The following is a 25,429-nucleotide window of genomic DNA, read 5'->3' as shown; positions in this document are numbered from 1 at the left end:
GCCTGGCCGAACGGGCGCGCGGATTGGCCGCCACCTCGGCGTCGCCGGCAGTCACGCCGCCGCCCGCCTTGCGGAACGTCGCGGTGCGGGCATGCGCCTCGGGTAAATGCCGCGAGCCGGTCGCGACGTCGGCCCGGTCGGCGATGAAACGCTTGACGATGCGGTCTTCCAGCGAATGAAAGGTGACCACGGCGAGCCGTCCGCCCGGCTTCAGTGCGCGTTCGGCCGCGAACAGGGCCTTGGCCAGTTCACCAAGCTCGTCATTGACGAAGATGCGCAGCGCCTGGAAGACGCGCGTCGCCGGATGGATCTTGTCCTTCGGCGCACGGCCGATATGCGTCTCGATGGCGTCGGCCAGTTCCAGCGTGCGCTCGAACGGGCGCTTTTCGCGGCGAGCCTCGATCATGCGGGCGATGCGCCCGGCATGACGCTCCTCGCCGAGGAAGCCGAAGATGCGGGCAAGATCGCCCGGCTTGAAGGAATTGACGACGTCCGCGGCGCTGAGGCCCGATTGAGCCATGCGCATGTCGAGTGGCCCGTCGGCGCGGAACGAAAACCCGCGCTCCGCCTGGTCGAGCTGCATCGAGGACACACCGATGTCGAGCACGATCCCGTCGGCGCTCTCGACATGTTCGTCCAGCGTCGAGAACGGCGCCTGCACCAGCCGCAGCCGGCCGCCGGACTGCGCTTCCAGATCGCGCCCGGCATCGATTGCATCCGGATCGCGATCGATCGCCACAACCGAGGCGCCCGTCGCCAGAATGGCCCTGGTGTAGCCGCCGGCGCCGAACGTGCCGTCGATGATGAGGTCGCCCTGCGCCGGCGCCAGCGCTTCGAGCACCTCGGCAAGGAGGACCGGAATGTGGCGGGCCGATCCGCCAACGGCGTGCCCATCTACGGCGCGAGGAAGGTCATCGCCGTGGCCTGCCGTCATTCCGGTCGCTCCCCAGGCTTCGTCCCCTGCCGAAGCTGCAAAAGCCGTGCCCGCGCCTGCGCCCCATAGGCGGCAAGCCGTCCCGGCTCCCAGATCTGAAAGAAATTGCCGCGCCCGACAAAGGCCACTTCCGCCGAAATGCCGGTGTGTTCGCGAAGGAAATCGCTCATCGTGATGCGGCCGTCCTGGTCGAGTTTCAAGAAGGTTCCGTCGCCATGGCAGAAGAACGACATGTCGTCCGCCGTCTGCAGGAAAGGATCCTCGAGCGCGATGCGCTCCTCGTAGCGGTCGAGCAGATCGAGCCCGCCGACATCCATCGCCGGCAGATCCAGGCAGCGCAGCGCATAGAGTTCCGAATAGCCGCGCTTCTGCACGACCGCACGGAAATGCGCGGGAACGGACACCCGTCCCTTCGCATCGATCCTGCTCACCGTGTTTGACAGAAACCGGTCCATTAAACGCTACAGCCGCTTGCGCCGCCGCACCCCTCTCCATCTTGTCGCACGCGCCGCCGCAGCGCGCTCCCTGCCCCGTATCAGCCTCGTCCGCACGGGCAAAAACCGGCAAACGCGCAGCCGCCGCGGCTGCCCGATTGGCGTACGCTTTACCCTGACACGGAACGAAGGCTTTGATGTCTAGATGGGATATCATGGGGCACTATGGGCGTCAACGGGATTAGGCTTCACAAACACGCGCGCCGCGACCAATGAGAGCAGCCTCGCCGACACGTCTCGTCTTTATGGTCTATTAAGCCTAACGAACCGTTTAGAGCCGCCTGGCCCAACCGGACGCGCCTTGCCGAGCGCCGTTGCCGGGCATAGCGTCTCGCCACATCTCGTCGGTCGCAAACAGGGTTGGAAATTCGATGTCCGAAACTGCAAAGTCACGCGCTGCAGCGCTTCCTCACCTGCGTCGCAGCGGGCTTGCCATGGGCGATTCCATTCCCCTGCCACTGACCATGGCCGCCATCTTTCATGCGCCCGGCGACGCCACCGGTTTCAACCAGTACGGGCGATTCAGCAACCCGACCTGGGACGCGGTCGAACATATGCTGGCCCATCTGGAGGACGCGCCTTGCGTCGCCTTCCCTTCAGGAATGGCGGCAATCTCGGCGGCGTTTTTTGCCGTGCTCAAGACTGGCGACCGTATCCTGCTGCCATCGGACGGCTACCACACGACAAGAGCGCTGGCCGATCGCTTCCTCAAGCCGCTCGGCATCGCCTACGATGTCAGGCCTACCTCGACCTTCCTCGACGGCGGCTTCGATGGCCATCGCCTCGCCTTTGTCGAAACCCCTGCCAATCCGGGGCTGGATATCTGCGATATCGCCGCCGTTGCCGATGCTGTTCACAAAGCCGGCGCGATCCTTGTGGTCGACAACACGACTATGACACCCTTCGGCCAGCGGCCGCTCGACCATGGCGCCGATATCGTCGTTGCCGCCGACACCAAGGCACCCAACGGCCATTCAGATGTGCTGTTCGGCCATGTCGCCAGCCGCAATGCCGAGATCATCGCCGCCGTGACCGGCTGGCGCGAAGTTTCCGGCAGCATTCCCGGACCATTCGAAGCCTGGCTGGTGCATCGCGGCCTGGAGACACTGGATGTGCGCTTCGATCGCATGTGTTCCTCGGCGGAAGTCATCGCGCGGCGGCTGCAGGGCCACCGGGCAATCAGCGGCCTCCGTTATCCCGGACTGGAAGGCGATCCGTCGCACAACCTTGCCCGTGCCCAGATGGAGCGCTTCGGCTTTCTGATCTCTTTCGAGCTCGCCTCGGAGGACAAGGCCGAGGATTTCATCAACAATTGCGCCTTGATGCAGGCCGCGACATCCTTCGGCGGCGTCCACACCTCCGCCGAGCGGCGCTTGAAGCGAGGCGATGCCGTTGCCGCCGGCTTCGTTCGCCTCTCGGTCGGCTGCGAGCCGGTGGAAGAGCTCTGGAAGGCAATCGAGACGTCGCTGGACAAGATCGGCGGCTGACCGGACCGATCACGGGCCGAGATCGTCGGCTTCTATTTTGCGATAGCCGTGCAGTACACGAATGATCTCGATCGCGTCGTCACCTACACGATACAAGGTGAGATAGTCGCCAACGAGCAGATGACGGACGCCGGGCGCGATGTCATCGCGCGGCGCGCCGGAGAAGGGATAGGTCTCCAGTTGCTGCCACCGTGCCTCGATGCGATCGAGCAACCTATCCGCTGCGACCTCGCTATCGCGTGCAACGTGAAGCCAGATCGCGATCAAATCGTCTTCTGCGCGCGCGTTCCGGACGATGAATAGCGAATTCATGCTGCGTCGTCAGATCGCAAGCGCCTCCGCGCCTCGGCCTTGATTTCATCCATCGACGCAAATCGTCCCGGCCCGCTGTCTATCCCTTCCTGCACCAGCTTGCGCAACTCATCGAGCGTATAGCCGAAGAGATCGCGCCGATCCTTCCATTGCCGCAGCGCATCGCGGATCACTTCGCTGGCGGAGGCATATTCGCCGGCGGCGACGACATCATCCACCGCCTGCGCCAGTTCCGGCGACAGCGTGATGCTGCGTTTGTCGACCTGTCCCATGAGAGGCTCCCGGTACCATTTCCCGATCATGGTACGATTTAATCGCACCGGTTTCAAGCAATGGCCGACTCTCGCTCGCACGGATGAACGGCCGGGCAGGCTTGAATCAACAGGCGCGCCCGAGGGCGCAACCTGCTGAATTCAAGAGACTTCTCTTGATATCGGGGGAGAGAGTTGCCAGCTGGCCTGTAAGCCGGGTTCTGTATGGCCCTCGCCCCTTGCGGGGCGAGAACGTGGCGGCCATTCATCTTGGGCGCATGTTGCCATGTGCCTCACGCAACCTACCCGGACGGTGAGCCGGAAACAGCCCTCGAGGGTTTCCCCTCGCACCGTCCCTATTCGGTCTTGCTCCCGGTGGGGTTTACCGTGCCGCTCCTGTTGCCAGTCGCGCGGTGGGCTCTTACCCCACCCTTTCACCCTTACCCCGAATCCGGCAAGCCGGATCGTGGCGGTTTGCTTTCTGTGGCACTTTCCCTGGGGTCGCCCCCGCCGGCCATTAACCGGCACCGTGTTTCCATGGAGCCCGGACTTTCCTCACCCACGACCTTTCGGCGTTTGCGGGTGCGGCCGCCCAGCCAGCTGGCAGAGCGTATAAAGGGGTTCGCGCCCGAAAACGCAAACGAAAAAGCAGACTTATGCGGGCGATCCAAGCGCAGCCATCTGCACCTTGACCTTGCCGCAATAGGCGGCCGACACCGGGTTCATCCGCGTTGCGGCGTGGCCGGCATTGTATTTCAGAATGGTGCCGCAGGTCGTGCCGCCGCCGAGGCTGCGCGCCATGGCAAGGTATTTCATGCCGTACTTGATGTTGGTGTCGGGATCGAACAGGCCCTTGGCGGAGCCGCTATAGCCCATCATCCGAGCCGTGGCCGGCTTGATCTGCATCAAGCCGATCTCGCCGGCGCCGCCAACGATGTTGGGCCGGTAGTTGCTTTCGATCTGGATAACCGCCGAGGCGAGCGATACCGGAACGCCTTCGATCGCCGCATAGCGGGCAACGATAGCGGAATACTGACCGCTGCTGGCCACCGCGGCCGCCGAGGCTGCCGCGTTCCGGACACCGATCGACGCCGTTGCCGTCATGTCGACGGTTTTTCGGCCACGCTTCGTCTGCTTTCTGGCGGACTTCTTCGGCTTGGACCAGCTTGCTTTTTCCATTTTCGCGGAAGCCCGCTTCGTCGCCTTGGCGTCGTGGCCTGCCTTGCCGCTTCTGGCCTGTGGGGCCTTGCCGCTTTTCGCGGATGCCACGACAGGCCCTTGATCGGCTCGCGGGCTGAGGGGCGCGGCATCTGCGGCACTGAAGGCAAAAGTCATTACGCCGGCAGCAAGAGCTGCCGTTAAAACGGTAAATTTCTGCATGTGATCCTGTTCTGTCTGAACCGCGCGAAGATGTTCACGCAGCAACGCCTAACCAACGTCGGAACAACCCGGGGGGCTTGGGGTCCGACATCTACACGTCAGCCGTTTGACGCCCGAATTGGTGTCAAACAAGGCCAGGCAAGTCACTTTGAGTGACAGCTTGTAACTTAGGATTGGAAAGAATTGCTTGGGAGAGGCTCTCCCGGGGGTCAGCGCCTCATGGAAGCAAGCAGCCTTTGCAGCGTCCGCAGCGTCGAGCCGTCGGCAACGCCGTCCACCTTGCGCGGCCGGAAATGGCGCTGGAAGGCCTCGACCACCGCCTCCGTATGCCGGTCGAAAACGCCGGATATTTCAACGCCATAGCCGTAGAGGGCCAGCATCGACTGCAACGCTTCGACGTCGCCGCCGGTATCGCCGGTTGTCAGAGTGGCGCCTCGCCTGACGGGCGCGGCCGCCACGAGATGGCCGACACCGGCCTCGAACAGCGGCCGCCACGGAAACTTCTCGCCGGGATCGATCTTGCGCCCCGGCGCAACATCGGAATGCGCGAGTACCCGCTCGGCGGCGATCGAATGCCGACCGGAGATCCCACGGCACAGCCCGATCACCGCATCGATCTGCCGCCGGGGGAAACCGGGATAGCCCAGCGAATGCCCCGGATTGACGATCTCTATGCCGACCGAACAGGAATTGATGTCGGCCCGTCCGAACCACGAACTCTTGCCGGCATGCCAGGCGCGGTCGCTTTCCCTGACCATCTGCACGATATGGCCATTCTCGTGGACGAGATAATGCGACGAAACCTCGCTGGCCGGATCGCAAAGCCAGGCCTCGGCCCCGGCGCCGGTCGCCATACCGGTGTAGTGCAGCACGATCATGTCAGGCCTGGGCGTCTCGCGCCGCGGGCCGAAATTCGGCGATACCCTGACTTCGGCACGTGGCTCGTCGGGCAGAAAGCCGCTCATGCGTGGCGCAGGCCCCGCTCGATCATCTCGTAGGCAACGTTGATCGCCGCCACCCTGGTGGTCGCGATCTTGATGAATTCCTGAGGCAGGCCGCGCGCAATCAGCCGGTCCGGATGATTGTCGGAAACCAGCTTGCGATAGCGCTTCCTGACCTCTTCGAACGGCTTGCCGCGCTCGATGCCAAGCACGACATAGGGATCCCCGGCGCCCAGGTTGACATGTCGCGCCATGATGGTTTCGTAATGCGCTTCGTCGATGCGGAAAATCTCGGCGATGCGGTGCAGGAAATGGCCTTCGCGCTCGTGCACCAGCCCGTCGGCCTTGGCGATGTGGAACAGACCGTCGAGTATGTCTTCCAGCATCACACAATTGGAATGCCCGGAACCGCACATCTGCGCCATCCGCTCGGCATAGGTCTCGAAACCGGCCACGTCGCGCTGGGCGAGATCGAACAGACGCGCCACATTGCGCGTCTCCTTCGGCGGCACTTCGAATATTTCCTGGAAGGCGCGCACCTCGTCCTGGGTGACGATACCATCGGCCTTGGCCATCTTGGCCGACAGCGCGATCATCGCCACCGAAAAGGCGACACGCCGGCGCAAATCCGCATCGCCGGCGAAAACCGTGCGCACGGCCTCGACCACGTCGGCGACACCCGACGAGGCTGAGGATGAAACGCGGGTGATGAATTCGCCGAGGCGATCCCAAATGGACATGGCCTGCTTCTTAGAGCCACCGCCCGCTCCTATCAAGCCGGGACAGTGCCGCAGCTTTGCGCGACAAATCGATCGGACTCGAACGCCACGGCGCTCGGACAGTATGAAAAAGGCCAGCGCGAGCCGGCCTTTCTCATTCATCACACGAAGTACTGCTTGCTCACTACTGCGCGGGCGCAGGAGCTGGTGTTGCCGGAGCCGGCTCGGCAGGCTTCTCGGGTGTGATGCTCTTCGTGGTAGAATTATCCGTTGCCGGAGGCGTCGCGGCCGGCGGCGTGGCTTCCGGAGTAGCCGGCTTCATCGGTTCCTCGGCGGCCGGCGGATTGGTGCTCTGGGTGGTGGTATTGTCCGTACCGCTGTCACTGCAGGCGGCGACGCCAAGCAAGGCCAGAGCGGAAACGGACGCGAGAATGAGCTTTTTCATTTGTCTCTCCTTCAACACACGCTCACGTTGCCGTGAGCGGTCGAAGGACAAATGCGTCAGACGGCCATGAGTTTCGTAACGTTGCGTTTCGACATGTAACATCGTCTGGTTCATTTGCGATTGCCGCTCAGGCCGTGGCGAACTAACAGCATGTGCCGAACCACCGATCGAACGTAAAAGCGCCAGGGGCTGTCATGACGGAAAAATGGGATTTCTGGATCGACCGCGGCGGCACATTCACCGATATCATCGGCCGAGATCCGGAAGGCGGGCTGCACCCGCGCAAGCTTCTCTCCGAAAATCCCGAAGCCTACAACGATGCTGCCATCCAGGGCATTCGCGACCTTCTTGGCTTGTCGGCCGGCGACACGATCCCGAGCGGCCTGATCGGCGACATCAAGATGGGCACCACGGTTGCAACCAATGCGCTGCTGGAGCGCAAGGGCGACCGCGTGCTTTTGCTTATCACCAAGGGCTTTCGCGACGCGCTGAAGATCGCCTACCAGGCGCGTCCGGACATCTTCGCCAAGGAGATCATCCTTCCCGAACAGCTCTACGAGCGCGTCATCGAAATCAACGAGCGTGTGCGCGCCGATGGCCGCGTCGAACAATTGCTCGACATCGCCGCCTGCCGGCCGGCGATCGAACAGGCCAGGGCCGATGGCATCGATGCGGTCGCCATTGTCTTCATGCACGCCTGGAAATACCCCGACCACGAGAAGGCGGTGGCAAAAGTCTGCCGCAAACTTGGTTTCAGCCAGGTCTCCGTCAGCCATGAGGTCTCGCCGCTGATCAAGCTGGTCGGCCGCGGCGACACCGCGGTGGTCGATGCATATCTGTCGCCGATCCTGTCACGCTATGTGCAAAGGGTTGGCCAAGAGCTCGGCGTCCTCTCCCCCCTCGAGGGGGGTGAGGAACGATGGGCCGAAGGCCGAGAAAAAGCCAACGATTTGGCTTTTTCAGCGACGAACGCCCGAAGCCATAGCGAAGGGCAGTCGACAAAGCGGCCAGAGGGGGTCCTCTCAGAAGGCACCGCCACGACGTCGAGCCCGGTCGATCCGACCCCACCCGGCGGCTTTGCCGCCACCCTCCCCTCGAGGGGGAGGGAAAGCCCTCGCCTCATGTTCATGATGTCGTCGGGCGGTCTCACCGCCGCCGACATGTTCCAGGGCAAGGATGCGCTGCTGTCAGGACCGGCCGGCGGCGTCGTCGGCATGGTCGAGACAGCCAGGCTCGCCGGCTTCGATAAGGTCATCGGCTTCGATATGGGCGGCACCTCCACCGACGTCGCCCACTATGACGGCGAATACGAACGCGCCTTCGACACCGAGGTCGCCGGCGTGCGCATCCGCGCCCCGATGATGCGCATCCATACCGTCGCCGCCGGCGGTGGCTCTATCCTGCATTACGAGGCTGGCCGTTTTCGCGCCGGACCTGACTCGGCTGGCGCCAATCCCGGCCCGGCAGCCTACCGGCGCGGCGGCCCGCTCGCCGTCACCGACGCCAACGTCATGCTGGGCAAGCTGCAGCCCGATTTCTTCCCGGCGATTTTTGGGCCCGGCCAGGACCAGCCGCTCGATGTCGAGAAGGTGCGAGCAAAATTTGCAGCACTCGCCGCCGAAATCGGCGATGGCCGGTCGCCCGAGACTGTCGCCGAAGGGTTCGTCACCATCGCCGTGGAGAACATGGCCAATGCCATCAAGAAGATCTCTGTCCAGCGCGGCTACGACGTCACCGAGTATCTCCTGAACTGCTTCGGTGGTGCCGGCGGCCAGCACGCTTGCCTGGTCGCCGACGCGCTCGGCATGGAGGCGGTGCTGATCCATCCCTTCTCTGGCCTGCTGTCGGCCTATGGCATCGGTCTATCCTCGGTCTTTGCCTCGCGCCAGCAGGCGCTGCTGAAACCGCTTGCCGAAGAGTCCAGAACGGAGATCGGCAACCTCATTGCCATTTTGAGAAGAGCCGTTGTCGCCGAACTCGCGGCGCAAGGCATCGGCGAGGATACGGTCGCCACGAAGCCGGTGCTGCACATTCGCTATGACGGCACCGACACGACACTCCCGGTGAATTTCGAGGCGGATTCGATTTTCCAGGCCAGGCGCGATTTTGAAATCGCCCACAAGGCGCAGTTCGGTTTCGTCTATGACGACAAGCCGATGATCGTCGAGACCGTCGGCGTCGAAGGCACGGACACCGGCGTCACCGGGCGCGACGAAACTGAATCGCGAACCGAAGACCTTGCCGTAAGCCCTTCGCAAACCCGCGAAATCTTCACCGAGGGAGAGTGGCGCACTTCACCCATCTTCCGCCGCGAAGCGCTGAAGCCGGGAAACAGGGTTGCCGGACCTGCCTTGATTATCGAGCCGAACCAGGAACCAGACGATCGTCATCGAGCCGGGCTGGCTGGCCGAAATCACCGCCAGGAACCATGTGCTCCTGCGCCGTGTCGAGAAAAAGCGCCGGCAGGCAGCGCTCGGCACGGAGGCCGATCCGGTCATGCTGGAGGTCTTCAACAACCTCTTCATGTCGATCGCCGAGCAGATGGGCGTGACGCTGCAGAACACCGCCTATTCCGTCAACATCAAGGAAAGGCTGGATTTTTCCTGCGCCGTCTTCGATCGCCATGGCGCGCTGGTCGCCAATGCGCCGCACATGCCGGTGCATCTGGGCTCGATGGACCGCTCGGTCGAAACCATCATCCGGCTGAATTCCGGCGACATCCACCCCGGCGACGTCTTTGCCCTCAACGCGCCCTACAATGGCGGCACGCATCTGCCCGACATCACCGTGGTGACGCCGGTGTTTTCCCTCCCCCTCGAGGGGAGGGTGGCCGCGCAGCGGCCGGGTGGGGTCCTCTCAGAAGGCACCGCAAGAGCGTCGAACCCGGTCGATCCGACCCCCTCCGGCGGCTTCGCCGCCACCTCCCCCTCGAGTGGGGAGGAAATCCTGTTCTGGGCCGCCTCGCGCGGCCATCATGCCGATATCGGCGGCACGGCACCCGGCTCGATGACGCCGCTCGCCACCACGGTCGACGAGGAAGGCGTGCTGTTCGACAATTTCCGCATCGTCGACCGCGGAAAATTCCGCGAGAAGGAGCTGGAAACGCTGCTCACCGACCACCGCTATCCAGCCCGCAATCCGCACCAGAACATCGCCGACCTCAAGGCGCAGATCGCCGCCAACGAAAAGGGCGTCGCGGAACTGCGCAAGATGGTCGCGCATTTCGGCCTCGATGTCGTCGAGGCCTATATGGGCCATGTCCAGGACAATGCGGCCGAAAGCGTGCGCCGCGTGCTGGAGCGGCTGCCCGACAGTTCGCAGTACGAATACCCGACCGACACCGGCCAAATCATCAAGGTGAAGATCACGGTCGACCGGCAAAAGCGCGAGGCGACCGTTGACTTCACCGGCACATCACCGGTCATGAAGAACAATTTCAACGCGCCGGAACCCGTCGCCCGAGCGGCCGTGCTCTATGCTTTCCGCGTCATGGTCGAGGACATGATCCCGATGAATGCCGGGTGCCTGCGGCCCATCAACATCATCATTCCCGACGGCTGCATGCTGAAACCCGCCTACCCCGCCGCCGTCGTCGCCGGCAATGTCGAGACCTCGCAGCATGTCACCAACGCGCTGTTCGGCGCCATGGGCGCCATGGCCAACGCGCAAGGCACGATGAACAACCTGACCTTCGGCAACAAGACATACCAGTATTACGAGACGATCTGCTCCGGCTCGCCGGCCGGCCAGATGAATTCCGGCCGCGGCTTTGCCGGCACCTCCGGCGTCCACACCCACATGACCAATTCGCGCCTCACCGATCCGGAAGTGCTGGAGCTGCGCTTTCCCGTTCTGCTCGAGGATTTCCACATTCGGGAAGGATCCGGCGGCAAGGGCAAATGGAGCGCCGGCGACGGCACCAGGCGCACCATCCGCTTCCTCGAGAAGATGGAATGCGCGATCCTGTCCTCGCACCGCAATCGGCCCCCGCAAGGGCTGGACGGTGGCGGCGATGGCGAGGTCGGCTCGACCAAGGTCCGCCGCAAGGACGGCACGATCGACCTGCTGAAAGCCTGCGACCAGACCGTGCTGCAGGCCGGAGAAGCCGTCATCCTGACGACACCGACGCCGGGGGGATTTGGCAAGCTGTAAGAAGGCGTCAACAGGCTGTCACCGGGCTGTCATGCCCCTGCGCTACCCGCTTGCGGCAAAGCAAATGGGGAATCATCTTGCCATGACGGACGTTTCCGCAGACCTGGTTTTTCGCCGCGGCAAGGAAGTTGGAAAGGCCGTCTACCAGAACCGGCCGCTGTCGAAGGCCGGCATTTCGGAGCGGCTGTTCGCCTTCCTGTTCTCCGGCCTCGTCTATCCGCAGATCTGGGAAGACCCCGATGTCGACATGGAGGCGATGCAGCTTGGCCAGGGCCACCGCGTCGTCACCATCGCCTCCGGCGGCTGCAACATCCTGGCCTATCTCACCCGCTCGCCGGCCCGGGTCGACGCCGTCGACCTCAACACCGCGCACATCGCGCTGAACCGCATGAAGCTGGAGGCGGTGCGCCGCCTGCCATCGCAGGGCGACCTGTTCCGCTTCTTCGGCGCCGCCGACACCAGCCATAATTCGAAAGCGTATGACCGTTTCATCGCGCCGCATCTCGATCCTGTCAGCCGTCACTATTGGGAGCGCCGCAACTGGCGCGGCCGCCGTCGCATCACTGTGTTCGACCGCAATTTCTACCAGACCGGCCTGCTCGGCCTGTTCATCGCCATGGGCCATCGCACGGGAAAATTCTTCGGCGTCGACCCTGCCGGCATCATGCAGGCCAGGAACATCGGCGAGCAGCGCCGCTTCTTCAACGAAGAGTTGGCGCCGGTCTTCGACAACAAGCTTTTGAAATGGGCGACATCGCGCAAGGCTTCGCTGTTCGGCCTCGGCATTCCGCCGGCGCAGTACGATTCGCTGATCACTTCTGGCGACGGCACCATGGCCAGCGTGCTGAAAGCCCGGCTGGAAAAACTCGCTTGCGATTTTCCGCTTGAGAACAACTACTTCGCCTGGCAGGCCTTCGCCCGGCGCTATCCGAACCCCGGCGAGGCCGCCCTGCCCGCCTATCTCGAAAAACAGAATTACGAGACCATCCGCGGCAATGTCGGCCGCGTCGCCATCCACCACGCCAATCTGATCGAATTCCTCGCCGGCAAGGATGCAGGCTCCGTCGACCGCTTCATCCTGCTCGATGCGCAGGACTGGATGACCGATGATCAGCTCAACGCGCTGTGGGCGGAAATCACTCGCACCGCATCGGCCGGCGCCCGCGTCATCTTCCGCACCGCCGCCGAACCCAGCCTGTTGCCGGGCCGTGTCTCCAGCTCGCTGCTCGACCAGTGGGATTATCGGGACCAGGCTTCGCGCGAATTTTCAGCCCGCGACCGCTCGGCCATCTATGGTGGCTTCCACCTCTACGTGAAGCGCGCGGCATGAGCGCCACCGAGCTGCCTGCCAACCATGCCGAATTGATGGACGGCGTCTACCGCTGGCAGCGCCACATCTATGACCTGACCCGCAAATACTACCTGCTCGGCCGCGACCTAATGATCTCGGGGCTCGACGTGCCTGTCGGTGGTACCGTGCTGGAGCTCGGCTGCGGCACCGGCCGCAACATCATCCTGGCTGCCCGCCGCTATCCCGATGCCCGCTTCTACGGCCTCGATATCTCGGCCGAAATGCTGGAGACGGCCGGAAAGGCGATCGACCGTGAGGGCCTGTCCGGCCGCGTCGTGCTGGCAAGGGGCGATGCCACCGATTTCGATGCCCGTGCACTCTTCGGTGTCGAACGCTTCGACCGTGTCTTCGTGTCCTATTCGCTGTCGATGATCCCCGGTTGGGAAAAAACTGTGTCGGCAGCGCTTGCCGCCCTGTCGCCGAACGGTTCGCTGCACATCATCGATTTCGGCCAGCAGGAAGGCCTGCCCGGCTGGTTCCGGACCATGCTGCGCGGCTGGCTGAAAAAATTCCACGTCGCGCCGCGTGAATCGTTGCGCGAAGTGCTGGAATCGGAATCTCGGCGAACCAGCGCAAGCTTCCGTTTCCGTACGCTTTATCGCGGCTATGCCTGGCTGGCGGTTATCAAGATCACTTCCTGAATATTGCCGTGGGAAAGGCACATAAAGGCGAAGCAGCCACGATCCGTTGGATCAACGTTGCCTTATGACCCCGAGAGCGGTACACTATCTCACATGCATGGAAGCATGTGGTGATCATCGGCTTCAGGGATGAATGGCTGCGGGCCTTCTTCGTGGAAGACACCCATTCTCGCAACATTCCGTCCGATCTCGAAAGCCGTTTGTTCCGCAAGCTCCAGATGATTGACGACGCGATGATCGATCAGGATTTGCGTGTGCCGCCCAGCAATCATTTCGAGAAGCTGCGCGGCATTCTCGAAGGCTTCCATTCAATACGCGTCAACAAGCAATGGCGGCTGATCTTCCGCTGGGACGGCGGCCGCGGTGAGGCGTCGGACATCTATCTCGACGACCACAGCCATAGATGAGGTGAGAACATGTTGATGACCACACGCAAGCCGGCAACGGTTGGCGAAATTCTCACGGAAGAATTCATGCAGCCGCTTGGCCTGACGCAGGCGGCTTTGGCCGAGGCGATGGGGGTCCAGCGCAAGCATGTGAACGAATTGTGCAACGACCGCCGCAACGTGACGGCGGCGACCGCGCTTATTCTGGCGCGGGTGTTCGGCAACAGCCCGGACTTCTGGTTGAACGTCCAGCGCCGCAGCGATCTTTGGCAGGTCATGAACTCGCCCGACGAGCGGGCGCGAGTTGACCGCGCCAAGCCATTGGCGACAGCTGCATAGCAAGAGTTTGCGCCGCGCTAATGCAGCGCCTTGATCAGCGCCCCCACCATCGTCTGCGGCCGGTAGCCGAGTTTGGCCGGCGTCAGCCCCAGCCGCACCACCACCAACTGCTCCGAGGGAATGATGGCAACCGTCTGCCCGTCATGGCCTTCCATCCAGTACGTGTCCTTGGGCAGGCCTGCCGCGACGCCGGCGCCGGGGCTTTCCTCATCGCCCGGGGCCTCGATCCACAACTGACCCTTGCCATAAACCTTCGAGGCGGATGCCGGCTCGCGCATCCAGTCGACGAAACCGGTTGGCAGGATCTGGTTGCCGTTCCACACCCCGCCCTGCAGCAGGAACTGGCCGAAGCGCGCCCAGTCATGCGCGGTTGCGTAGAGATAGGACGAGCCGACGAAAGTGCCCTGCTCGTCGGTCTCTAGCACCGCGCTATGCATGCCAAGCGCCTCGAACAGGGCCGTGCGCGGCCATGTCAGCGCCTTGGCCTTGTCGCCGATCGCGTCCTGCCAGAGCCGCGACAGCATCACCGCCGTACCGCTCGAATAGGAAAACACCTTGCCGACCTCGGCCGCCAGCGGCTTTGATTCGGCAAAGCCCGCCATGTCAGGTTCGAGATAGAGCATGCGCGTGACGTCGGCGACGTCACCATAATCCTCGTTGAACTCCAGCCCGCTCGACATCGCCATCATCTCGGCAAGGCTGATGGCGGCGCGGCCGTCCGCCTTCCACGGCGCAAACAGGTTTTTGTCGTCGAAAGCCATCTTGCCGTCCTTGACCAACGTACCGACGATGGCGGCATTCACCGTCTTCGTCATCGACCAGCCGAGCAGCGGCGTCTTGGCGGAAAAGCCCGCGCCGTAGCGCTCGGCGACGACGCGGCCATTCTTGACCACCACCACCGCCCGCATGCCGGTGCCGGTCAGCGCCGCATCGTCCAGCAGCTTGGCAACGACCGGATCCTGCGATGCCTCAACCCGCTCGCCTTCCGGCCACAGGTCGCCCATGGTGGCCGCCGACGGCTCCGCCTGGATCGCGGTCCGCCGCGCCTTGCCGACATCGCCGTCCGGAACCGAAGCGCAGCCCAGCCCGTCGCGGGCGACAGCGACGCTCTTGCCGAGGAACCCGAACAGGCCGGCAGACACCGTTCCCCTGTTCTTGTCCACCGAAACACGCATTAACCGCAGCAGGGGATGCCCTGGCGCCTGCACGTCGACGGCCAGCACCTCATTGGCGTCCCGGCCGGCGATGAAGACATTCGAGCAGACGATCTTGGCCGAATAGCCGGAACCGACGCGGATCAATTCGGGCGGCGCGATGTATAGCCACGCAAACAGCGCGGCGACCGCCAGCACGATCAGACCAAGCAGCCATCTGACGATCTTGACGACGATCCGCATTTATTTCCTCCGGGCCCTGCGCGAGCCCTTATGTCATCGATTTGCCGCCATTGCTTCCGCAAATCACAATGCTTGTCGAGCGCCATCAACGGATTATCAACCATGATCGGCGATCACAGGATATGCTGAGCGATGCTGTGGGGCGATCGCTCGGAGGGGGCCCAATCACAAGCCGGCCATCAGGTATAGACCCATCAGCGACCGGCTGAATCCGGCTCGGGAATTGCGATGCGCCGTCTTGCGGGCCTCATTATGCTAGCGCTGCTTGGCGCGTGCTCGACAGTAGACGATCTCTCGCCACTGTCGCCGTCGGCGTCGAGCAGCCCGACGGTCACTGTCCGGGCGCCGCGCTTTGCCGATTCCAAGCCGCATGAATGGGAGAGCGGCGCGCCGTGGAACTATGCCGTCCACGGCACCGATGTTTCCAAATACCAGACCTCGGTCGACTGGAAGGCGGCCAAGGCCAGCGGCATCTCCTTCGCCTTCATCAAGGCGACCGAGGGCGGCGATCGCTTCGATGAATACTTCAACGAGCATTGGACCCGGACCAAAGCTACGGGCGTTCCCCGCGCCGCCTATCACTTCTACTATTTCTGCACCCCGGCTGCCGTGCAGGCGCGCTGGTTCATCCGCAACGTCCCCGTCGATCGCTCGGCGATGCCGCCGGTCCTCGACATGGAATGGAACCCACAATCGCCGACCTGCAGGCTGCGTCCCGACGCCGCCACGGTGCGCGCGGAGATGGCCACCTTCCTCGAGATCGTCGAACGCCACTACGGCAAGAAGCCGATCATCTACACCTCGGTCGACTTCTTCGACGACAACGGCCTGGCGGGGTTTCGCGGCTATCCGTACTGGCTGCGTTCTGTCGCCGGCCATCCACGTGAGAAATACGGCAGCCACCCCTTCACATTCTGGCAGTACACAGGAACCGGGATCATTCCGGGCATGACCGGCAAGGCCGACATCAACGTCTTCAACGGCAGTGAAGCCACCTGGAACAAGTGGCTGCGGCAGAACACCCGTTGACACCGGTTCAACGGCAGCACCGCCATGGATCAAATCACTCCAGCAGAGCTTCCGTTGAACCGGTGCAACGGCAGCGAGTCCGTCCGAGATAAGAAGCTCCGCAGAACACTGTTGACACCGGTGCAACGGCAGAGAAGCCGGCGGAATAAGGGGCTGCGGCACAAGAACCGTTGACACCGGGCCTGCCGCCTGCTTTTCGACACAGCCAGCGGTGAAAAGTGCAACCGCCGGCAATTCAGGGCGTTGGGCCTCCGGGGGAGCACAACAACTGCCCGCTATTCGTTTCGAGAGGAAGCTGATGCGACTGCGTTCCAAAGTCCTCGCGGCTGCGCTGACCCTGTGTGCCACGGCCTTGCCGGCGATGGCGCAGGAATGCGGCGGCGACTTCGAGACGTGGAAGCAGGGCGTCGCCGCGGAAGCCAAGGCGGCCGGCGTCGGCACTGCCGGTCTCGACGCCCTTGAAGCGGCAACCTTCGACGACAAGGTGTTGGCACGCGACCGCGCCCAGGGCGTCTTCACCCAAACCTTTGTCGAGTTTTCCAACCGCATGATCTCGGCCTATCGCCTGAAGCAAGGTGCGGCGAACATGAAGAAATACGCGGATGTCTTCGCCCGCGCCGACCAGCAGTTCGGCGTTCAGGCGCCGATCATCGCCGCCTTCTGGGCGCTGGAGACCGATTTCGGCGCCGTGCAGGGCGACTTCCACACGCTGAGCGCCCTGGTGACGCTGTCGCATGATTGCCGCCGCCCGCAACTGTTTCGGCCTCAGTTGATACCGCTTCTGCAATTGATCGATCGCGGCGTGCTGCCGGCCGATGTCAGGGGCGCCTGGGCCGGCGAGATCGGCCAGACGCAGATCCTGCCCTCAGATTATCTGGCACGCGGCGTCGACGGCGACGGCGACGGCAAGATCGACCTGCGCGGCAGCGTGCCCGATGTGATCATGACCACCGCCAACAAAGTGCTGTCGCGCGGCTGGAAACGCGACCAGCCCTGGATCCAGGAAGTCCGCGTGCCCGAAGACATGCCGTGGGACCAGACCGGTCGCACCAACAAGCTGCCGCTGTCGCAGTGGGCGCAATGGGGCGTCACCTACCCCAGCGGCGCGCCGCTGGTCGACAACGGCCTCAAGGCAGGCTTGGCGCTGCCCATGGGCCGTAAGGGGCCCGCCTTCCTCGCTTATGACAATTTCGACGTCTATCTCGAGTGGAACCAGTCCTTCACCTATGCGCTGACCGCGGCCAACCTCGCCGCCAGGTTGGCGGGAGAAAAACAGTTCGATCCGCGCAATCCCGAGACCGGCCTCAACAACGAGCAGATGAAGGCGCTGCAGACCAAGCTGGAAGCCAGGGGCTACGATGTCGGCACTGTCGATGGCATTTTGGGTACCAACACCCGCGAGGCGATCCGCAAGGAGCAGATGCGGCTAGGCTTGCCGGTGGATGGCTGGCCGACGCCGGAGCTTTTGGCAAAGCTTTAGCGAATAGCGAATAGCGAATAGCGAATAGCGAATAGAAGGTAGTCCTTCCTTGCTGCTGTCTCTGCAAATCTTCCCTATTCGCTACTGGCTATTCCCTATTCGCTAATCCGCCATTGTCTCCAAACTGGCAAACCCCTGCGGCGCGTCGCCCTCGTCGAACGGCGTCGTCACCTCGACGAAGGTGTCGGGGTAAAAGCCGTTGAAGCGGGTCCGCAGCGAGAGCGAATAGGCGCCGATATGGCCGATCTCGATCCAGTCGCCGGTATCGACCGTTTCCGGCAGCCAGAACGGCCGCGACAGGATGTCGACGGAATCGCAGGTCGCGCCGCAGACCTTGAACGGCACGATGTTCTTCTCCTCGCCATTGCGCGAGCGGATCGCAGGATCGGGAATGAAGCGCGCCGGCAGCGTGATCTTTCCGGTCCATGAATCCGACAGCGACGCCCAGATGCCGTCATTGATGTAGAGCCGCTTGCCCTTGCGCAGCAGCACCCGCACGATCAGCGACAGGCAGCGCGCCACGATCACGCGGCCCGGCTCGGCCACCAGCGGCATCTGGTCGAACTGATACTCTTTCAGATCGCCCGAAAGCCGCGACATGATCTGGCCGAGCGACGGCATCTCGATCTGCTTGCGGTTGGGGTCATGGCCGTATTCGGCGGGGAAACCGCCGCCGACGTCGAGCCCGGCAATATCGAAGGTCAGCCGGTTGCGCACCCAATCGGCGGAAGCCAGTGCCCGCTCATAGGTGTCGGGATCCTCGATCTGACTGCCGACATGGAAACACAGGCCAACCTTGTAGCCGGTGCGGTTCAGCCGCTCGGCCAGTTCGACGGCATAGGCCGGCCCGGCGCCGAATTTCTTCGACAGTTCGTAGGCGGCATGGCCCTTGGTCTGCACCCGCACGAACACGCTGATCGAGCCCGGGTCGATGTCGAGTGCCCGCACCACTCGCGTCAGCTTGGTGATCTCGTCCTCGTGATCCAGCGAAATGACGCGGATGGCGTATTTCTCCAGCGCCAGCTTGATGTCCGACTGCGCCTTGACTGGATGCATGTAGAGCATCTCGGCATCGGGAGAGACGGCACGCACGGCAGCGAACTCGCCCGGCGAAGCGACGTCGAAAGCCTTGACGCCGGCTTCGACCAGGGTCTTCAGCACGATCTGCTCGCCATTGGTCTTGACCGCATAGGCGGTCTTGCCCGGGAACATGCCCATGAACTGCCTGGCATCCGCCATCAGCACCTGCGGGCGGAAGCAATAGACCGGATCGTCCGGGCGAAGCGCCAGTGCCGCCTCGCGGGCATTCTCGAATCGCTGCATCGACGAATCCTTGATCTAGCCTGCGCACAATTAATCCAAGCTAGCGGCTAATGAAAACAATTCTGTGTCTCGTACGGCTGACGCTGGGGCGCTAGGTCTTGGCGGCAGGCGTTTGCCATCAATCACGTTTCGGGTGGCCCTTGTCTCCGAACCGGATATGGCTTCTGCCTGACTGGCATACGTCTGGGAGGGCGACTCACATGGCAATGGCCGCGACATCCGCACCACGCGGACCGATGGTGCTCAAGGATTGGGGGCAACTCCTGCTGCTCGGCGCGATCTGGGGCGGCTCGTTCTTCTTCGCGCGCATCGCGGTGGCGGAACTCCCCCCGCTGGTGCTGGTGCTGTTTCGCGTCGCCATTGCCGCGATTGCGCTGCAGATCTATCTCGGTCTGCGGGGCCCGTCCTTTCGCCTCGCGCTTCCGCATGCCGGCCTGTTCTTCCTGCTGGCGCTCACCAACAATGTCGTGCCCTTCTCGCTGATCTTCGCCGGCCAGACGGAGCTCGGAGCCGGCATCGCCTCGGTGCTCAACGCGACAACGCCGTTCTGGACGTTGATCCTCGCCAACGCGCTGACATCGGACGAAAAGCTGTCCTGGAACAAGCTCGCCGGCATTGCGCTCGGCATCGCCGGCACGGCTGTCATGATCGGCCCCGGCCTGCTTGCCGGGCTCGGCGGCCCGGTCTGGGCCAAATTCGCGCTGATCGGGGCTTCGCTGTCCTATGCCGTCGCGCTGATGGTCGCCCGCCGCTTCAGGGGCGTGCCCTCGCCGGTCATCGCCACCGGACAGTTGACGGCATCGACCATCATCATGATCCCGATCGTGCTCTTTACCCACGGTCCATCCGGATTGTTTTCGGCCTCGCCGCCGGTCTGGGCGGCGGTGCTGGCGCTGGCGCTTCTGTCCACCGCCTTCGCCTACATCCTCTATTTCGACCTCGTCGCTTCGGCCGGCGTGACCAACGCTTCGCTGGTCACGCTTGTCGTACCGGCCAGCGCGATGCTGCTCGGCTTCCTGTTCCTTGGCGAGCGGCTGGAGCTGTTCGAAATCGGCGGCGTGGTGCTGATCGCGCTCGGCCTCGTCACCATTGACGGGCGGCTGTTCGGCCGACGTTAGAGCGCCGCGCGTCCACTGGACGCGCAAAGGATGCTCTAACCACCCAATTGCCCCCCGCATCGCGAAAGTCGAATCGACTTTCGCAGCGGTAGCGCTGCCATGACACGGCAGCGACACGAGTCGGCCACATTTTATTCACAGGCCTGAAGCCGGTTTTTGCCTAGGAGTTTCAAAGCCTAACGGCAAAAGACATGTCGCGGATTTCACAATCACGTCGCAATGCAGCACATTTTCCGCTTGCCTGTGGCACAAATGAACCTAGACTCCGTGACATAGCTCTTTAAGAGGAGGCTATGTCATGGGACTTACGAGGCCTATCAACGCATTGATGATCTGTGCTGCGTTCGCCTTTATCGGAGCCCTTATTATGGGCTTCCTTCCCTGACCGCCAAAGCGGGGAAGACCAGCACCCAAATAGTCCAACCAATTCAAAAGGCCGGGTTTTTCCCGGCCTTTTGTCGTTCAACCCACTCTCATGCCGCAGCTGATCCGGCGGCCGCCGCCTCGTGCGAGCGGATGCCGATCATATGACAGATGGCAAAGACCAGATCGGCGCGGTTCATGGTGTAGAAGTGGAAATCGCCGACACCGCGCTCGACCAGGTCCATCACCTGTTCGGCCGCCACCGCCGACGCCACCAGCGCATGCGTCTGCGGGTCCCGGTCGAGGCCTTCGAAACGCTCCGCCAGCCAGCCGGGCACATGCGCGCCCGCCCTCGCGGAAAAGTTCGCGACCTGCTTGAAACTGTGAACCGGCTGGATACCCGGCACGATCGGGATGTAGATGCCGGCGCGGCGGACGCGCTCGACATAGCGCTCGTAGAGATCGTTGTCGAAAAAGAACTGCGTGATGGCACGCGTCGCGCCATTGTCGACTTTGCGCTTCAGCATCTCGATGTCGGTGGCGAAATCGGGGCTTTGCGGATGTTTTTCCGGATAAGCCGCGACGGAGATGTCGAAATCAGCAATCGCCTTGAGCCCGGCGACCAGCTCCGCGCCGTTCTCGTATCCACCGGGATGCGGCCGATACGGTCCGCCGACGCCGGAGGCCGGGTCGCCGCGCAGCGCCACGAACCGGTTGATACCGATCGATTTATAATCCTGGATGACCGCGTCGACCTCGTCGCGTGTTGCACCGACGCAGGTCAGATGCGCCGCGGCAGGAATGGCGGTTTCCGTCAGGATGCGCTTTACAGTGCGCGCGGTGCGCTCTCGCGTCGAGCCGCCGGCGCCGTAGGTCACCGAGACGAATTTCGGCTTCAGCGGCTCCAGCCTTGTCACCGTCTCCCACAGCCTCGCTTCCATCTCGTCGGTCTTCGGCGGGAAGAATTCGAAGGAAACCCTGACCTTGTCGCCAATGTCGGGGCGGCGGGAAAAGCGGAACTGGTTCATCAGGCGGTTTCCCTTATCTGCCTTGTGTCGTTGGAAGGATCGGCGATCAAGAGGCGCCGGTCGCGGCCAAGCCAGAGTTTTACGGTGAGCCTGGCCTCGTTGCCGCCGCGCGGCTCGAATTCCTGACTGTCTTCAAGATCGAGGCCGGCTTCCGAAAACCAGTCGGCGATCTGCCGGTCGGAAAAGCCGAGCCGCATATGCGCGTGCTCCTCACGCAGGAATTCCAGCGCATGCGGCGCGAAATCGACGATGACCAGGCGTCCGGCCGGACGCAAAAGCCGCGCCGCCTCGTGGATGGCACGGGCGGGATCGTCGAGATAGTGCAGCACCTGATGGATGGTGACGAGATCGAAGGCATCGCGCTCGACCGGCGGTGCGAAGATGTCGCCCTGCCGAACCTGCGCATTCGAAACGCCGGCCTTGTCGAGATTGGCGCGTGCCACGGTCAGCATCTCGCGCGACATGTCGATGCCGACACCGCGCCGATAGAGCGGCGAGAAGATTTCGAGCAGCCGCCCGGTGCCGGTGCCGAGATCGAGCATCGACTGGAACGGCCGCTTACCGACCAGCTTCAGCATTGCGGCCTCGACGGCGCGGTCCGGTACATGCAGCGAGCGGATATGGTCCCAGCTCGCCGCATTCACGGAAAAATACTCGACCGCCCGGTCCTGCCGCTTGCGCTTGACCGAGGCCAGGCGCTCAAGATCGCGTTCGACCTGCGGATCGGCGCCGCGAATGCCGGAAACCAGCCCCATGACGAAGTCCCGCGCGGAATCCGCATCCGACAGGCGGAAGAAGGCCCACGACCCTTCCTGGTAGCGGCCGATCAGTCCGGCCTCCAGAAGCAGCTTCAGGTGCCGCGAAACGCGCGGCTGCGACTGGCCGAGAATTTCGGTAAGATCGGAAACGGTGAGGTCACCGCGCGACAGAAGTGCCAGTATGCGCAATCGGCTGGATTCGGCCGCCGCCTTTAACGTATCCACCATAGTGTCGAGCGAGACATGCATCAGCGTATTCTCTTTGAAAAGATATAAACATATGTTTATGTCGATTTTCGAGACCTTGCAAGCGCAATGTCGCTTGCGGACAAGAAAATGCCGTTTGTGTGGCGCTTTAAGAGACGTGGACCATGACTGAAACGCGTGAGATGTTCGAGGCGCGCGAAGGCGAGCAGAGGCTGGAGAACGATCCGGCCTTGATGCCGCCTGATGGCGGGATCGTCTTCATCGGCCGCATTGCCTCGCCATGGACGACGCGCGAAACCTGCCCGAAGAACATGCGCGCCGCGCGCGAGACCGGGCAGAACGCGGTGCTGACCGTCGACGCAGCTTACCGAAGTGGCCTGCAGGGGCTGGAGCGCGCCAGCCACGTCATCATCCTATCCTGGCTGCATCATGCGCCGCGGGACCTGATTGTGCAGAAACCGCGCCATGCCGTTGAAGCGAAAGGCGTATTTTCGCTGCGCTCCCCTGCCCGCCCCAACCCCATCGGGCTGCACATCGCCAGGCTCGTCGCGCTCGACCAACGCACCGGCCGCATCGATCTCGACGCCATTGACGTGCTCGACGGCACGCCGGTCATCGACATCAAACCTTATTTCGCCTCGACCGACGCTATTGCCGAGGCGACCATCGAAGGGCGCGACGAGCCCGATCGGACCCGGCGATGACAGCGCCGACCGGCCGCCGCCGCGCCATCGCCAAGGCGCTGACCGCTCTTCTGCCGCTGGCTCCCTATGCCGACATGGAGAAGATCCGCACCGACGCCGGCGCGGTCCACATGAAGACCTTGCCGCCGGGCATCGCCGTATGGCTGGCAACGATTGCCCATATCCGCCACATGCACACCGAATACGAAAGACTGCTGAGCGAAGGCTATGACCGCGACTCGGCGCGTTTCTTCGTCATCGAGCAGACCAACATCGTGCTCACCCGCTGGCGCGCAACCCGCCTGCTCGACGCCGACGACGAGGAGGAATGACCACGGCTACTTCCGCTTTAGCACGGCGACCGCATTGTAGGGCTGGCCATCGGCGTGGCCGACCCAAATCCAGGACAGATTGCCCTTGTAAAACCTGACGGTGATGTTGCCTCCGTCGATGCATTTGTCCCGACCGTAGGTGATGCTCTCGTGGTATTCCGCCGAAATGTCGTCCCTTGATGTCTGCGACAGCGATCCGCCGCAGCCGAGCGACGGATAATCGATCGACGCGCTGCCATCATTGATCGTCATGGCGATCGCCCAGTCGGCGCCGGCGTCACCCGCCGGGCTCTGGTGGCCATTGCCTACCCAGGTGCCGCTCAGCGACGGCACGTTCACCGCACAAGGCAGGTTCTGGAAGATCGGTGCCAATTCGCCGCCGGTTTTCTCGCAGCGATAGGTCTGGCTGCTCTGGCACAATTCCTCGCCTTCGCGCGCGCACTGGGCGCGGGCGTCGCCCGCAGCGGCGAACATCATCATTGCCGCTGTGACGGCCCCAAACCTGCCCATTTTCCCCTCCCGTTCAGACCCGGAACGATAGGGCAATCGCGATCGAATGTATCGGCCAGATCGTCATGGAGGCCGAACAGCGCCGGGCGGGTGGCTCTATGCCTTCTGCCCAGCGCCGCTAGCCTCTCGCCTGCGTGACAGGAGGCCCCGATGAGCCGGACGATGGCAACACAGGACGAGAAGCAACTGCCCGTGGTTGGCGACCGCCATGTCGACCCGCACTCCTATCCCGAGGGCGTCGCCTTCCTCGATGGCCAATACCTGCCGATGTCGCAGGCCAAGATCTCGGTGCTGGACTGGGGTTTTCTGCATTCCGACGCCACCTACGACACCGTGCATGTCTGGAATGGCCGCTTCTTCCGCCTCGACTTGCATCTCGAGCGCTTCTTCGGCGGGCTGGAAAAACTGCGCATGATCATTCCCTTCGACCGCAAAGGCGTGGCCGAAATCCTGCACAATTGCGTGGCGCTGTCGGGTCATCGCGCCGCCTATGTCGAGATGCTGTGCACGCGCGGCGCCTCGCCGACTTTCAGCCGCGACCCGCGCCAGGCGGTCAACCGCTTCATGGCGTTCGCCGTGCCGTTCGGCTCGGTCGCCAATGCCGAGCAGTTGCAGCGCGGCCTGCGTGTCGCCATCAGCGACAAGATGCGCATTCCGCCGGCCTCGATCGACCCGGCGATCAAGAACTACCACTGGCTCGATCTGGTGCGCGGCCTCTACGATGCCTATGATCGCGGCGCCGAGACCGCGTTGATCCTCGACTTCAACGGCAATGTCGCCGAGGGTCCGGGCTTCAACGTCTTCTGCGTCAGGGACGGCAAGCTGTCGACGCCTTCCATTGGCGTGCTGCCCGGCATCACCCGCCGCACTGTCTTTGACCTGTGCGCAGAACAAGGTCTTGCCGCCACCGCGGCCGATGTCAGCGTCACGGCATTGCGCGAGGCCGACGAGGTATTCATCACCTCGACCGCGGGCGGCATCATGCCGGTGACCGAGATCGACGGCGCGGCAATCGCCAACGGCAAGGTCGGACCGATCACCAGCCGGCTGATGGCGCGCTACTGGCAAAAGCACGATGACCCGGCCTGGTCGTCTCAGGTGAATTATCCCCGATAATTCAGGCGTCTTTTTCAAAAGATTCCCGTCGCCTCTGGAAAATCAGAGGATGGACCGTATATGCCCGAAAGCGGAGAAGCCTCCGCTTTCACCCGAAATCACGCCCGCAGGGGCAAGGACTCCAAGATCATGACATCAAAGGTTTGGTTCATCACCGGATCGTCGAAGGGCTTTGGCCGCGTCTGGGCCGAGGCCGCACTCGCACGCGGCGACAGCGTCGCGGCGACCGCCCGCGATGCCGGCACGCTCGCCG

Annotated in this window: 25 protein-coding genes, 1 other RNA gene and 2 pseudogenes; 14 read left to right on the top strand and 14 right to left on the bottom strand. The window is 63.2% G+C overall.

The features are described from left to right. Both rsmH and mraZ read right to left on the bottom strand, forming a co-directional pair. On the bottom strand, nt 1-934 hold a 934-nt coding region (gene rsmH / locus EOB49_RS15085), incomplete at its 3' end, for a 16S rRNA (cytosine(1402)-N(4))-methyltransferase RsmH (protein ID WP_245472714.1). Next, nucleotides 931-1,389 carry a division/cell wall cluster transcriptional repressor MraZ gene (gene mraZ, locus EOB49_RS15080; protein ID WP_127381423.1) on the bottom strand — a complete coding sequence of 153 codons (459 nt, stop codon included), beginning with the start codon at nt 1,387-1,389 and terminating at the stop codon, nt 931-933. The genes mraZ and rsmH, both read right to left, overlap by 4 nt. Nucleotides 1,390-1,799: 410 nt before the next feature. Between mraZ and EOB49_RS15075 the strand changes: the two genes are divergently transcribed. Continuing rightward, nucleotides 1,800-2,915 carry a cystathionine gamma-lyase gene (locus EOB49_RS15075; protein ID WP_127381422.1) on the top strand — a complete coding sequence of 372 codons (1,116 nt, stop codon included), beginning with the start codon at nt 1,800-1,802 and terminating at the stop codon, nt 2,913-2,915. Nucleotides 2,916-2,924: 9 nt separating this feature from the next. Here the strand turns inward: EOB49_RS15075 and EOB49_RS15070 are convergent, their stop codons facing one another. The 7 genes from EOB49_RS15070 to EOB49_RS15040 form a co-directional block, all read right to left on the bottom strand. Further along, on the bottom strand, nt 2,925-3,227 hold the full coding sequence (locus EOB49_RS15070; RefSeq protein WP_127381421.1) for a type II toxin-antitoxin system RelE/ParE family toxin: 303 nt from the start codon (nt 3,225-3,227) through the stop codon (nt 2,925-2,927). Beyond that, on the bottom strand, nt 3,224-3,499 hold the full coding sequence (locus tag EOB49_RS15065; RefSeq protein ID WP_027034949.1) for a type II toxin-antitoxin system ParD family antitoxin: 276 nt from the start codon (nt 3,497-3,499) through the stop codon (nt 3,224-3,226). Before EOB49_RS15065 ends, EOB49_RS15070 begins: the two co-directional genes overlap by 4 nt. 173 nt (nt 3,500-3,672) lie before the next feature. Beyond that, nucleotides 3,673-4,082, bottom strand: an RNA gene (gene rnpB, locus EOB49_RS15060) — RNase P RNA component class A. Nucleotides 4,083-4,132: 50 nt separating this feature from the next. Continuing rightward, nucleotides 4,133-4,858 (bottom strand): lytic transglycosylase domain-containing protein, encoded by a 726-nt coding sequence (locus EOB49_RS15055; protein ID WP_127268666.1) that lies wholly within the window; start codon nt 4,856-4,858, stop codon nt 4,133-4,135. A gap of 209 nt (nt 4,859-5,067) precedes the next feature. Next, nucleotides 5,068-5,823, bottom strand: coding sequence for an N-acetylmuramoyl-L-alanine amidase (locus tag EOB49_RS15050; protein WP_127381420.1), 756 nt, complete (start codon nt 5,821-5,823; stop codon nt 5,068-5,070). Beyond that, nucleotides 5,820-6,539 carry a DnaJ family molecular chaperone gene (locus tag EOB49_RS15045; protein WP_127268668.1) on the bottom strand — a complete coding sequence of 240 codons (720 nt, stop codon included), beginning with the start codon at nt 6,537-6,539 and terminating at the stop codon, nt 5,820-5,822. The genes EOB49_RS15050 and EOB49_RS15045 overlap by 4 nt, the downstream gene beginning before the upstream one ends. Before the next feature lie 163 nt (nt 6,540-6,702). Then, complete coding sequence (locus tag EOB49_RS15040; RefSeq protein ID WP_081734943.1) at nt 6,703-6,963, bottom strand: hypothetical protein; 261 nt, start codon at nt 6,961-6,963, stop codon at nt 6,703-6,705. Between the two features lie 194 nt (nt 6,964-7,157). Here EOB49_RS15040 and EOB49_RS37645 point away from each other — a divergent pair. From EOB49_RS37645 to EOB49_RS15015, 6 genes and pseudogenes are all read left to right on the top strand, one after another. Then, nucleotides 7,158-9,266: pseudogene (locus EOB49_RS37645) on the top strand (hydantoinase/oxoprolinase family protein); the annotation flags it as partial. 127 nt (nt 9,267-9,393) lie between these two features. Continuing rightward, nucleotides 9,394-11,115 carry a hydantoinase B/oxoprolinase family protein gene (locus EOB49_RS37640; protein ID WP_245472712.1) on the top strand — a complete coding sequence of 574 codons (1,722 nt, stop codon included), beginning with the start codon at nt 9,394-9,396 and terminating at the stop codon, nt 11,113-11,115. A gap of 31 nt (nt 11,116-11,146) precedes the next feature. After that, complete coding sequence (locus EOB49_RS15030) at nt 11,147-12,445, top strand: DUF3419 family protein (protein WP_127381419.1); 1,299 nt, start codon at nt 11,147-11,149, stop codon at nt 12,443-12,445. Further along, nucleotides 12,442-13,107 carry a class I SAM-dependent methyltransferase gene (locus EOB49_RS15025; protein WP_127381418.1) on the top strand — a complete coding sequence of 222 codons (666 nt, stop codon included), beginning with the start codon at nt 12,442-12,444 and terminating at the stop codon, nt 13,105-13,107. The genes EOB49_RS15030 and EOB49_RS15025 overlap by 4 nt, the downstream gene beginning before the upstream one ends. 110 nt (nt 13,108-13,217) lie before the next feature. Further along, nucleotides 13,218-13,514, top strand: a complete 297-nt coding sequence (locus EOB49_RS15020; RefSeq protein WP_127381417.1) for a type II toxin-antitoxin system RelE/ParE family toxin — start codon at nt 13,218-13,220, stop codon at nt 13,512-13,514. A gap of 9 nt (nt 13,515-13,523) precedes the next feature. Then, entirely contained in the window at nt 13,524-13,832 is a 309-nt protein-coding gene (locus EOB49_RS15015; protein ID WP_127321777.1) for a HigA family addiction module antitoxin, read from the top strand. 17 nt (nt 13,833-13,849) lie between these two features. On the opposite strand, the gene EOB49_RS15010 is transcribed toward EOB49_RS15015, so the two are convergent. Beyond that, nucleotides 13,850-15,229 (bottom strand): serine hydrolase, encoded by a 1,380-nt coding sequence (locus tag EOB49_RS15010; protein WP_127381416.1) that lies wholly within the window; start codon nt 15,227-15,229, stop codon nt 13,850-13,852. A gap of 228 nt (nt 15,230-15,457) precedes the next feature. Between EOB49_RS15010 and EOB49_RS15005 the strand changes: the two genes are divergently transcribed. Together EOB49_RS15005 and EOB49_RS15000 are read left to right on the top strand one after the other, a co-directional pair. Then, complete coding sequence (locus tag EOB49_RS15005; protein ID WP_127381415.1) at nt 15,458-16,258, top strand: GH25 family lysozyme; 801 nt, start codon at nt 15,458-15,460, stop codon at nt 16,256-16,258. 298 nt (nt 16,259-16,556) lie between these two features. Next, on the top strand, nt 16,557-17,738 hold the full coding sequence (locus EOB49_RS15000) for a lytic murein transglycosylase (RefSeq protein WP_127381414.1): 1,182 nt from the start codon (nt 16,557-16,559) through the stop codon (nt 17,736-17,738). Nucleotides 17,739-17,840: 102 nt separating this feature from the next. On the opposite strand, the gene EOB49_RS14995 is transcribed toward EOB49_RS15000, so the two are convergent. Continuing rightward, a complete protein-coding gene (locus EOB49_RS14995) occupies nt 17,841-19,061 on the bottom strand; it encodes an alanine racemase (protein WP_013530936.1) in 1,221 nt (406 codons plus the stop codon). Nucleotides 19,062-19,261: 200 nt separating this feature from the next. On the opposite strand from EOB49_RS14995, the gene EOB49_RS14990 reads away from it, so the two are divergent. Further along, a complete protein-coding gene (locus EOB49_RS14990; protein ID WP_127381413.1) occupies nt 19,262-20,179 on the top strand; it encodes a DMT family transporter in 918 nt (305 codons plus the stop codon). Between the two features lie 473 nt (nt 20,180-20,652). Here the strand turns inward: EOB49_RS14990 and metF are convergent, their stop codons facing one another. Then, nucleotides 20,653-21,570 (bottom strand): methylenetetrahydrofolate reductase [NAD(P)H], encoded by a 918-nt coding sequence (metF, locus tag EOB49_RS14985; protein WP_127331126.1) that lies wholly within the window; start codon nt 21,568-21,570, stop codon nt 20,653-20,655. Further along, nucleotides 21,570-22,577, bottom strand: coding sequence for a metalloregulator ArsR/SmtB family transcription factor (locus EOB49_RS14980; protein WP_127381412.1), 1,008 nt, complete (start codon nt 22,575-22,577; stop codon nt 21,570-21,572). Before EOB49_RS14980 ends, metF begins: the two co-directional genes overlap by 1 nt. 122 nt (nt 22,578-22,699) lie before the next feature. On the opposite strand from EOB49_RS14980, the gene tsaA reads away from it, so the two are divergent. After that, a complete protein-coding gene (gene tsaA / locus EOB49_RS14975) occupies nt 22,700-23,239 on the top strand; it encodes a tRNA (N6-threonylcarbamoyladenosine(37)-N6)-methyltransferase TrmO (protein ID WP_127381411.1) in 540 nt (179 codons plus the stop codon). Then, a complete protein-coding gene (locus EOB49_RS14970) occupies nt 23,236-23,550 on the top strand; it encodes a DUF2293 domain-containing protein (RefSeq protein ID WP_127381410.1) in 315 nt (104 codons plus the stop codon). Before tsaA ends, EOB49_RS14970 begins: the two co-directional genes overlap by 4 nt. 6 nt (nt 23,551-23,556) lie before the next feature. On the opposite strand, the gene EOB49_RS14965 is transcribed toward EOB49_RS14970, so the two are convergent. Then, nucleotides 23,557-24,060, bottom strand: a complete 504-nt coding sequence (locus EOB49_RS14965; RefSeq protein WP_127381409.1) for a hypothetical protein — start codon at nt 24,058-24,060, stop codon at nt 23,557-23,559. 150 nt (nt 24,061-24,210) lie between these two features. Between EOB49_RS14965 and EOB49_RS14960 the strand changes: the two genes are divergently transcribed. Both EOB49_RS14960 and EOB49_RS37635 read left to right on the top strand, forming a co-directional pair. Beyond that, a complete protein-coding gene (locus EOB49_RS14960) occupies nt 24,211-25,176 on the top strand; it encodes a D-amino acid aminotransferase (protein WP_127381408.1) in 966 nt (321 codons plus the stop codon). A 129-nt stretch (nt 25,177-25,305) separates the two neighbouring features. Then, nucleotides 25,306-25,429, top strand: a pseudogene (locus EOB49_RS37635) (short-chain dehydrogenase/reductase); the annotation flags it as partial.

Origin of the sequence: Mesorhizobium sp. M7A.F.Ca.MR.148.00.0.0, from assembly GCF_003997735.1 — a bacterium.
Classification (GTDB): domain Bacteria; phylum Pseudomonadota; class Alphaproteobacteria; order Rhizobiales; family Rhizobiaceae; genus Mesorhizobium.
This window is presented reverse-complemented; position numbering and strand designations above follow the sequence as displayed.

Coding starts and splice junctions, on each gene's coding strand:
- EOB49_RS14990 (WP_127381413.1), top strand. CDS start 19,262: ATGGCAATGGCCGCGACATCCGCACCACGCGGACCGATGGTGCTCAAG.
- EOB49_RS15015 (WP_127321777.1), top strand. CDS start 13,524: ATGTTGATGACCACACGCAAGCCGGCAACGGTTGGCGAAATTCTCACG.
- EOB49_RS15070 (WP_127381421.1), bottom strand. CDS start 3,227: ATGAATTCGCTATTCATCGTCCGGAACGCGCGCGCAGAAGACGATTTG.
- EOB49_RS15050 (WP_127381420.1), bottom strand. CDS start 5,823: ATGAGCGGCTTTCTGCCCGACGAGCCACGTGCCGAAGTCAGGGTATCG.
- EOB49_RS14980 (WP_127381412.1), bottom strand. CDS start 22,577: ATGCATGTCTCGCTCGACACTATGGTGGATACGTTAAAGGCGGCGGCC.
- EOB49_RS14970 (WP_127381410.1), top strand. CDS start 23,236: ATGACAGCGCCGACCGGCCGCCGCCGCGCCATCGCCAAGGCGCTGACC.
- EOB49_RS14995 (WP_013530936.1), bottom strand. CDS start 19,061: ATGCAGCGATTCGAGAATGCCCGCGAGGCGGCACTGGCGCTTCGCCCG.
- EOB49_RS15030 (WP_127381419.1), top strand. CDS start 11,147: ATGCCCCTGCGCTACCCGCTTGCGGCAAAGCAAATGGGGAATCATCTT.
- EOB49_RS15065 (WP_027034949.1), bottom strand. CDS start 3,499: ATGGGACAGGTCGACAAACGCAGCATCACGCTGTCGCCGGAACTGGCG.
- EOB49_RS15025 (WP_127381418.1), top strand. CDS start 12,442: ATGAGCGCCACCGAGCTGCCTGCCAACCATGCCGAATTGATGGACGGC.
- tsaA (WP_127381411.1), top strand. CDS start 22,700: ATGACTGAAACGCGTGAGATGTTCGAGGCGCGCGAAGGCGAGCAGAGG.
- EOB49_RS15075 (WP_127381422.1), top strand. CDS start 1,800: ATGTCCGAAACTGCAAAGTCACGCGCTGCAGCGCTTCCTCACCTGCGT.
- mraZ (WP_127381423.1), bottom strand. CDS start 1,389: ATGGACCGGTTTCTGTCAAACACGGTGAGCAGGATCGATGCGAAGGGA.
- EOB49_RS15040 (WP_081734943.1), bottom strand. CDS start 6,963: ATGAAAAAGCTCATTCTCGCGTCCGTTTCCGCTCTGGCCTTGCTTGGC.
- EOB49_RS14965 (WP_127381409.1), bottom strand. CDS start 24,060: ATGGGCAGGTTTGGGGCCGTCACAGCGGCAATGATGATGTTCGCCGCT.
- EOB49_RS15045 (WP_127268668.1), bottom strand. CDS start 6,539: ATGTCCATTTGGGATCGCCTCGGCGAATTCATCACCCGCGTTTCATCC.
- EOB49_RS15000 (WP_127381414.1), top strand. CDS start 16,557: ATGCGACTGCGTTCCAAAGTCCTCGCGGCTGCGCTGACCCTGTGTGCC.
- EOB49_RS15005 (WP_127381415.1), top strand. CDS start 15,458: ATGCGCCGTCTTGCGGGCCTCATTATGCTAGCGCTGCTTGGCGCGTGC.
- EOB49_RS14960 (WP_127381408.1), top strand. CDS start 24,211: ATGAGCCGGACGATGGCAACACAGGACGAGAAGCAACTGCCCGTGGTT.
- EOB49_RS15010 (WP_127381416.1), bottom strand. CDS start 15,229: ATGCGGATCGTCGTCAAGATCGTCAGATGGCTGCTTGGTCTGATCGTG.
- EOB49_RS15055 (WP_127268666.1), bottom strand. CDS start 4,858: ATGCAGAAATTTACCGTTTTAACGGCAGCTCTTGCTGCCGGCGTAATG.
- metF (WP_127331126.1), bottom strand. CDS start 21,570: ATGAACCAGTTCCGCTTTTCCCGCCGCCCCGACATTGGCGACAAGGTC.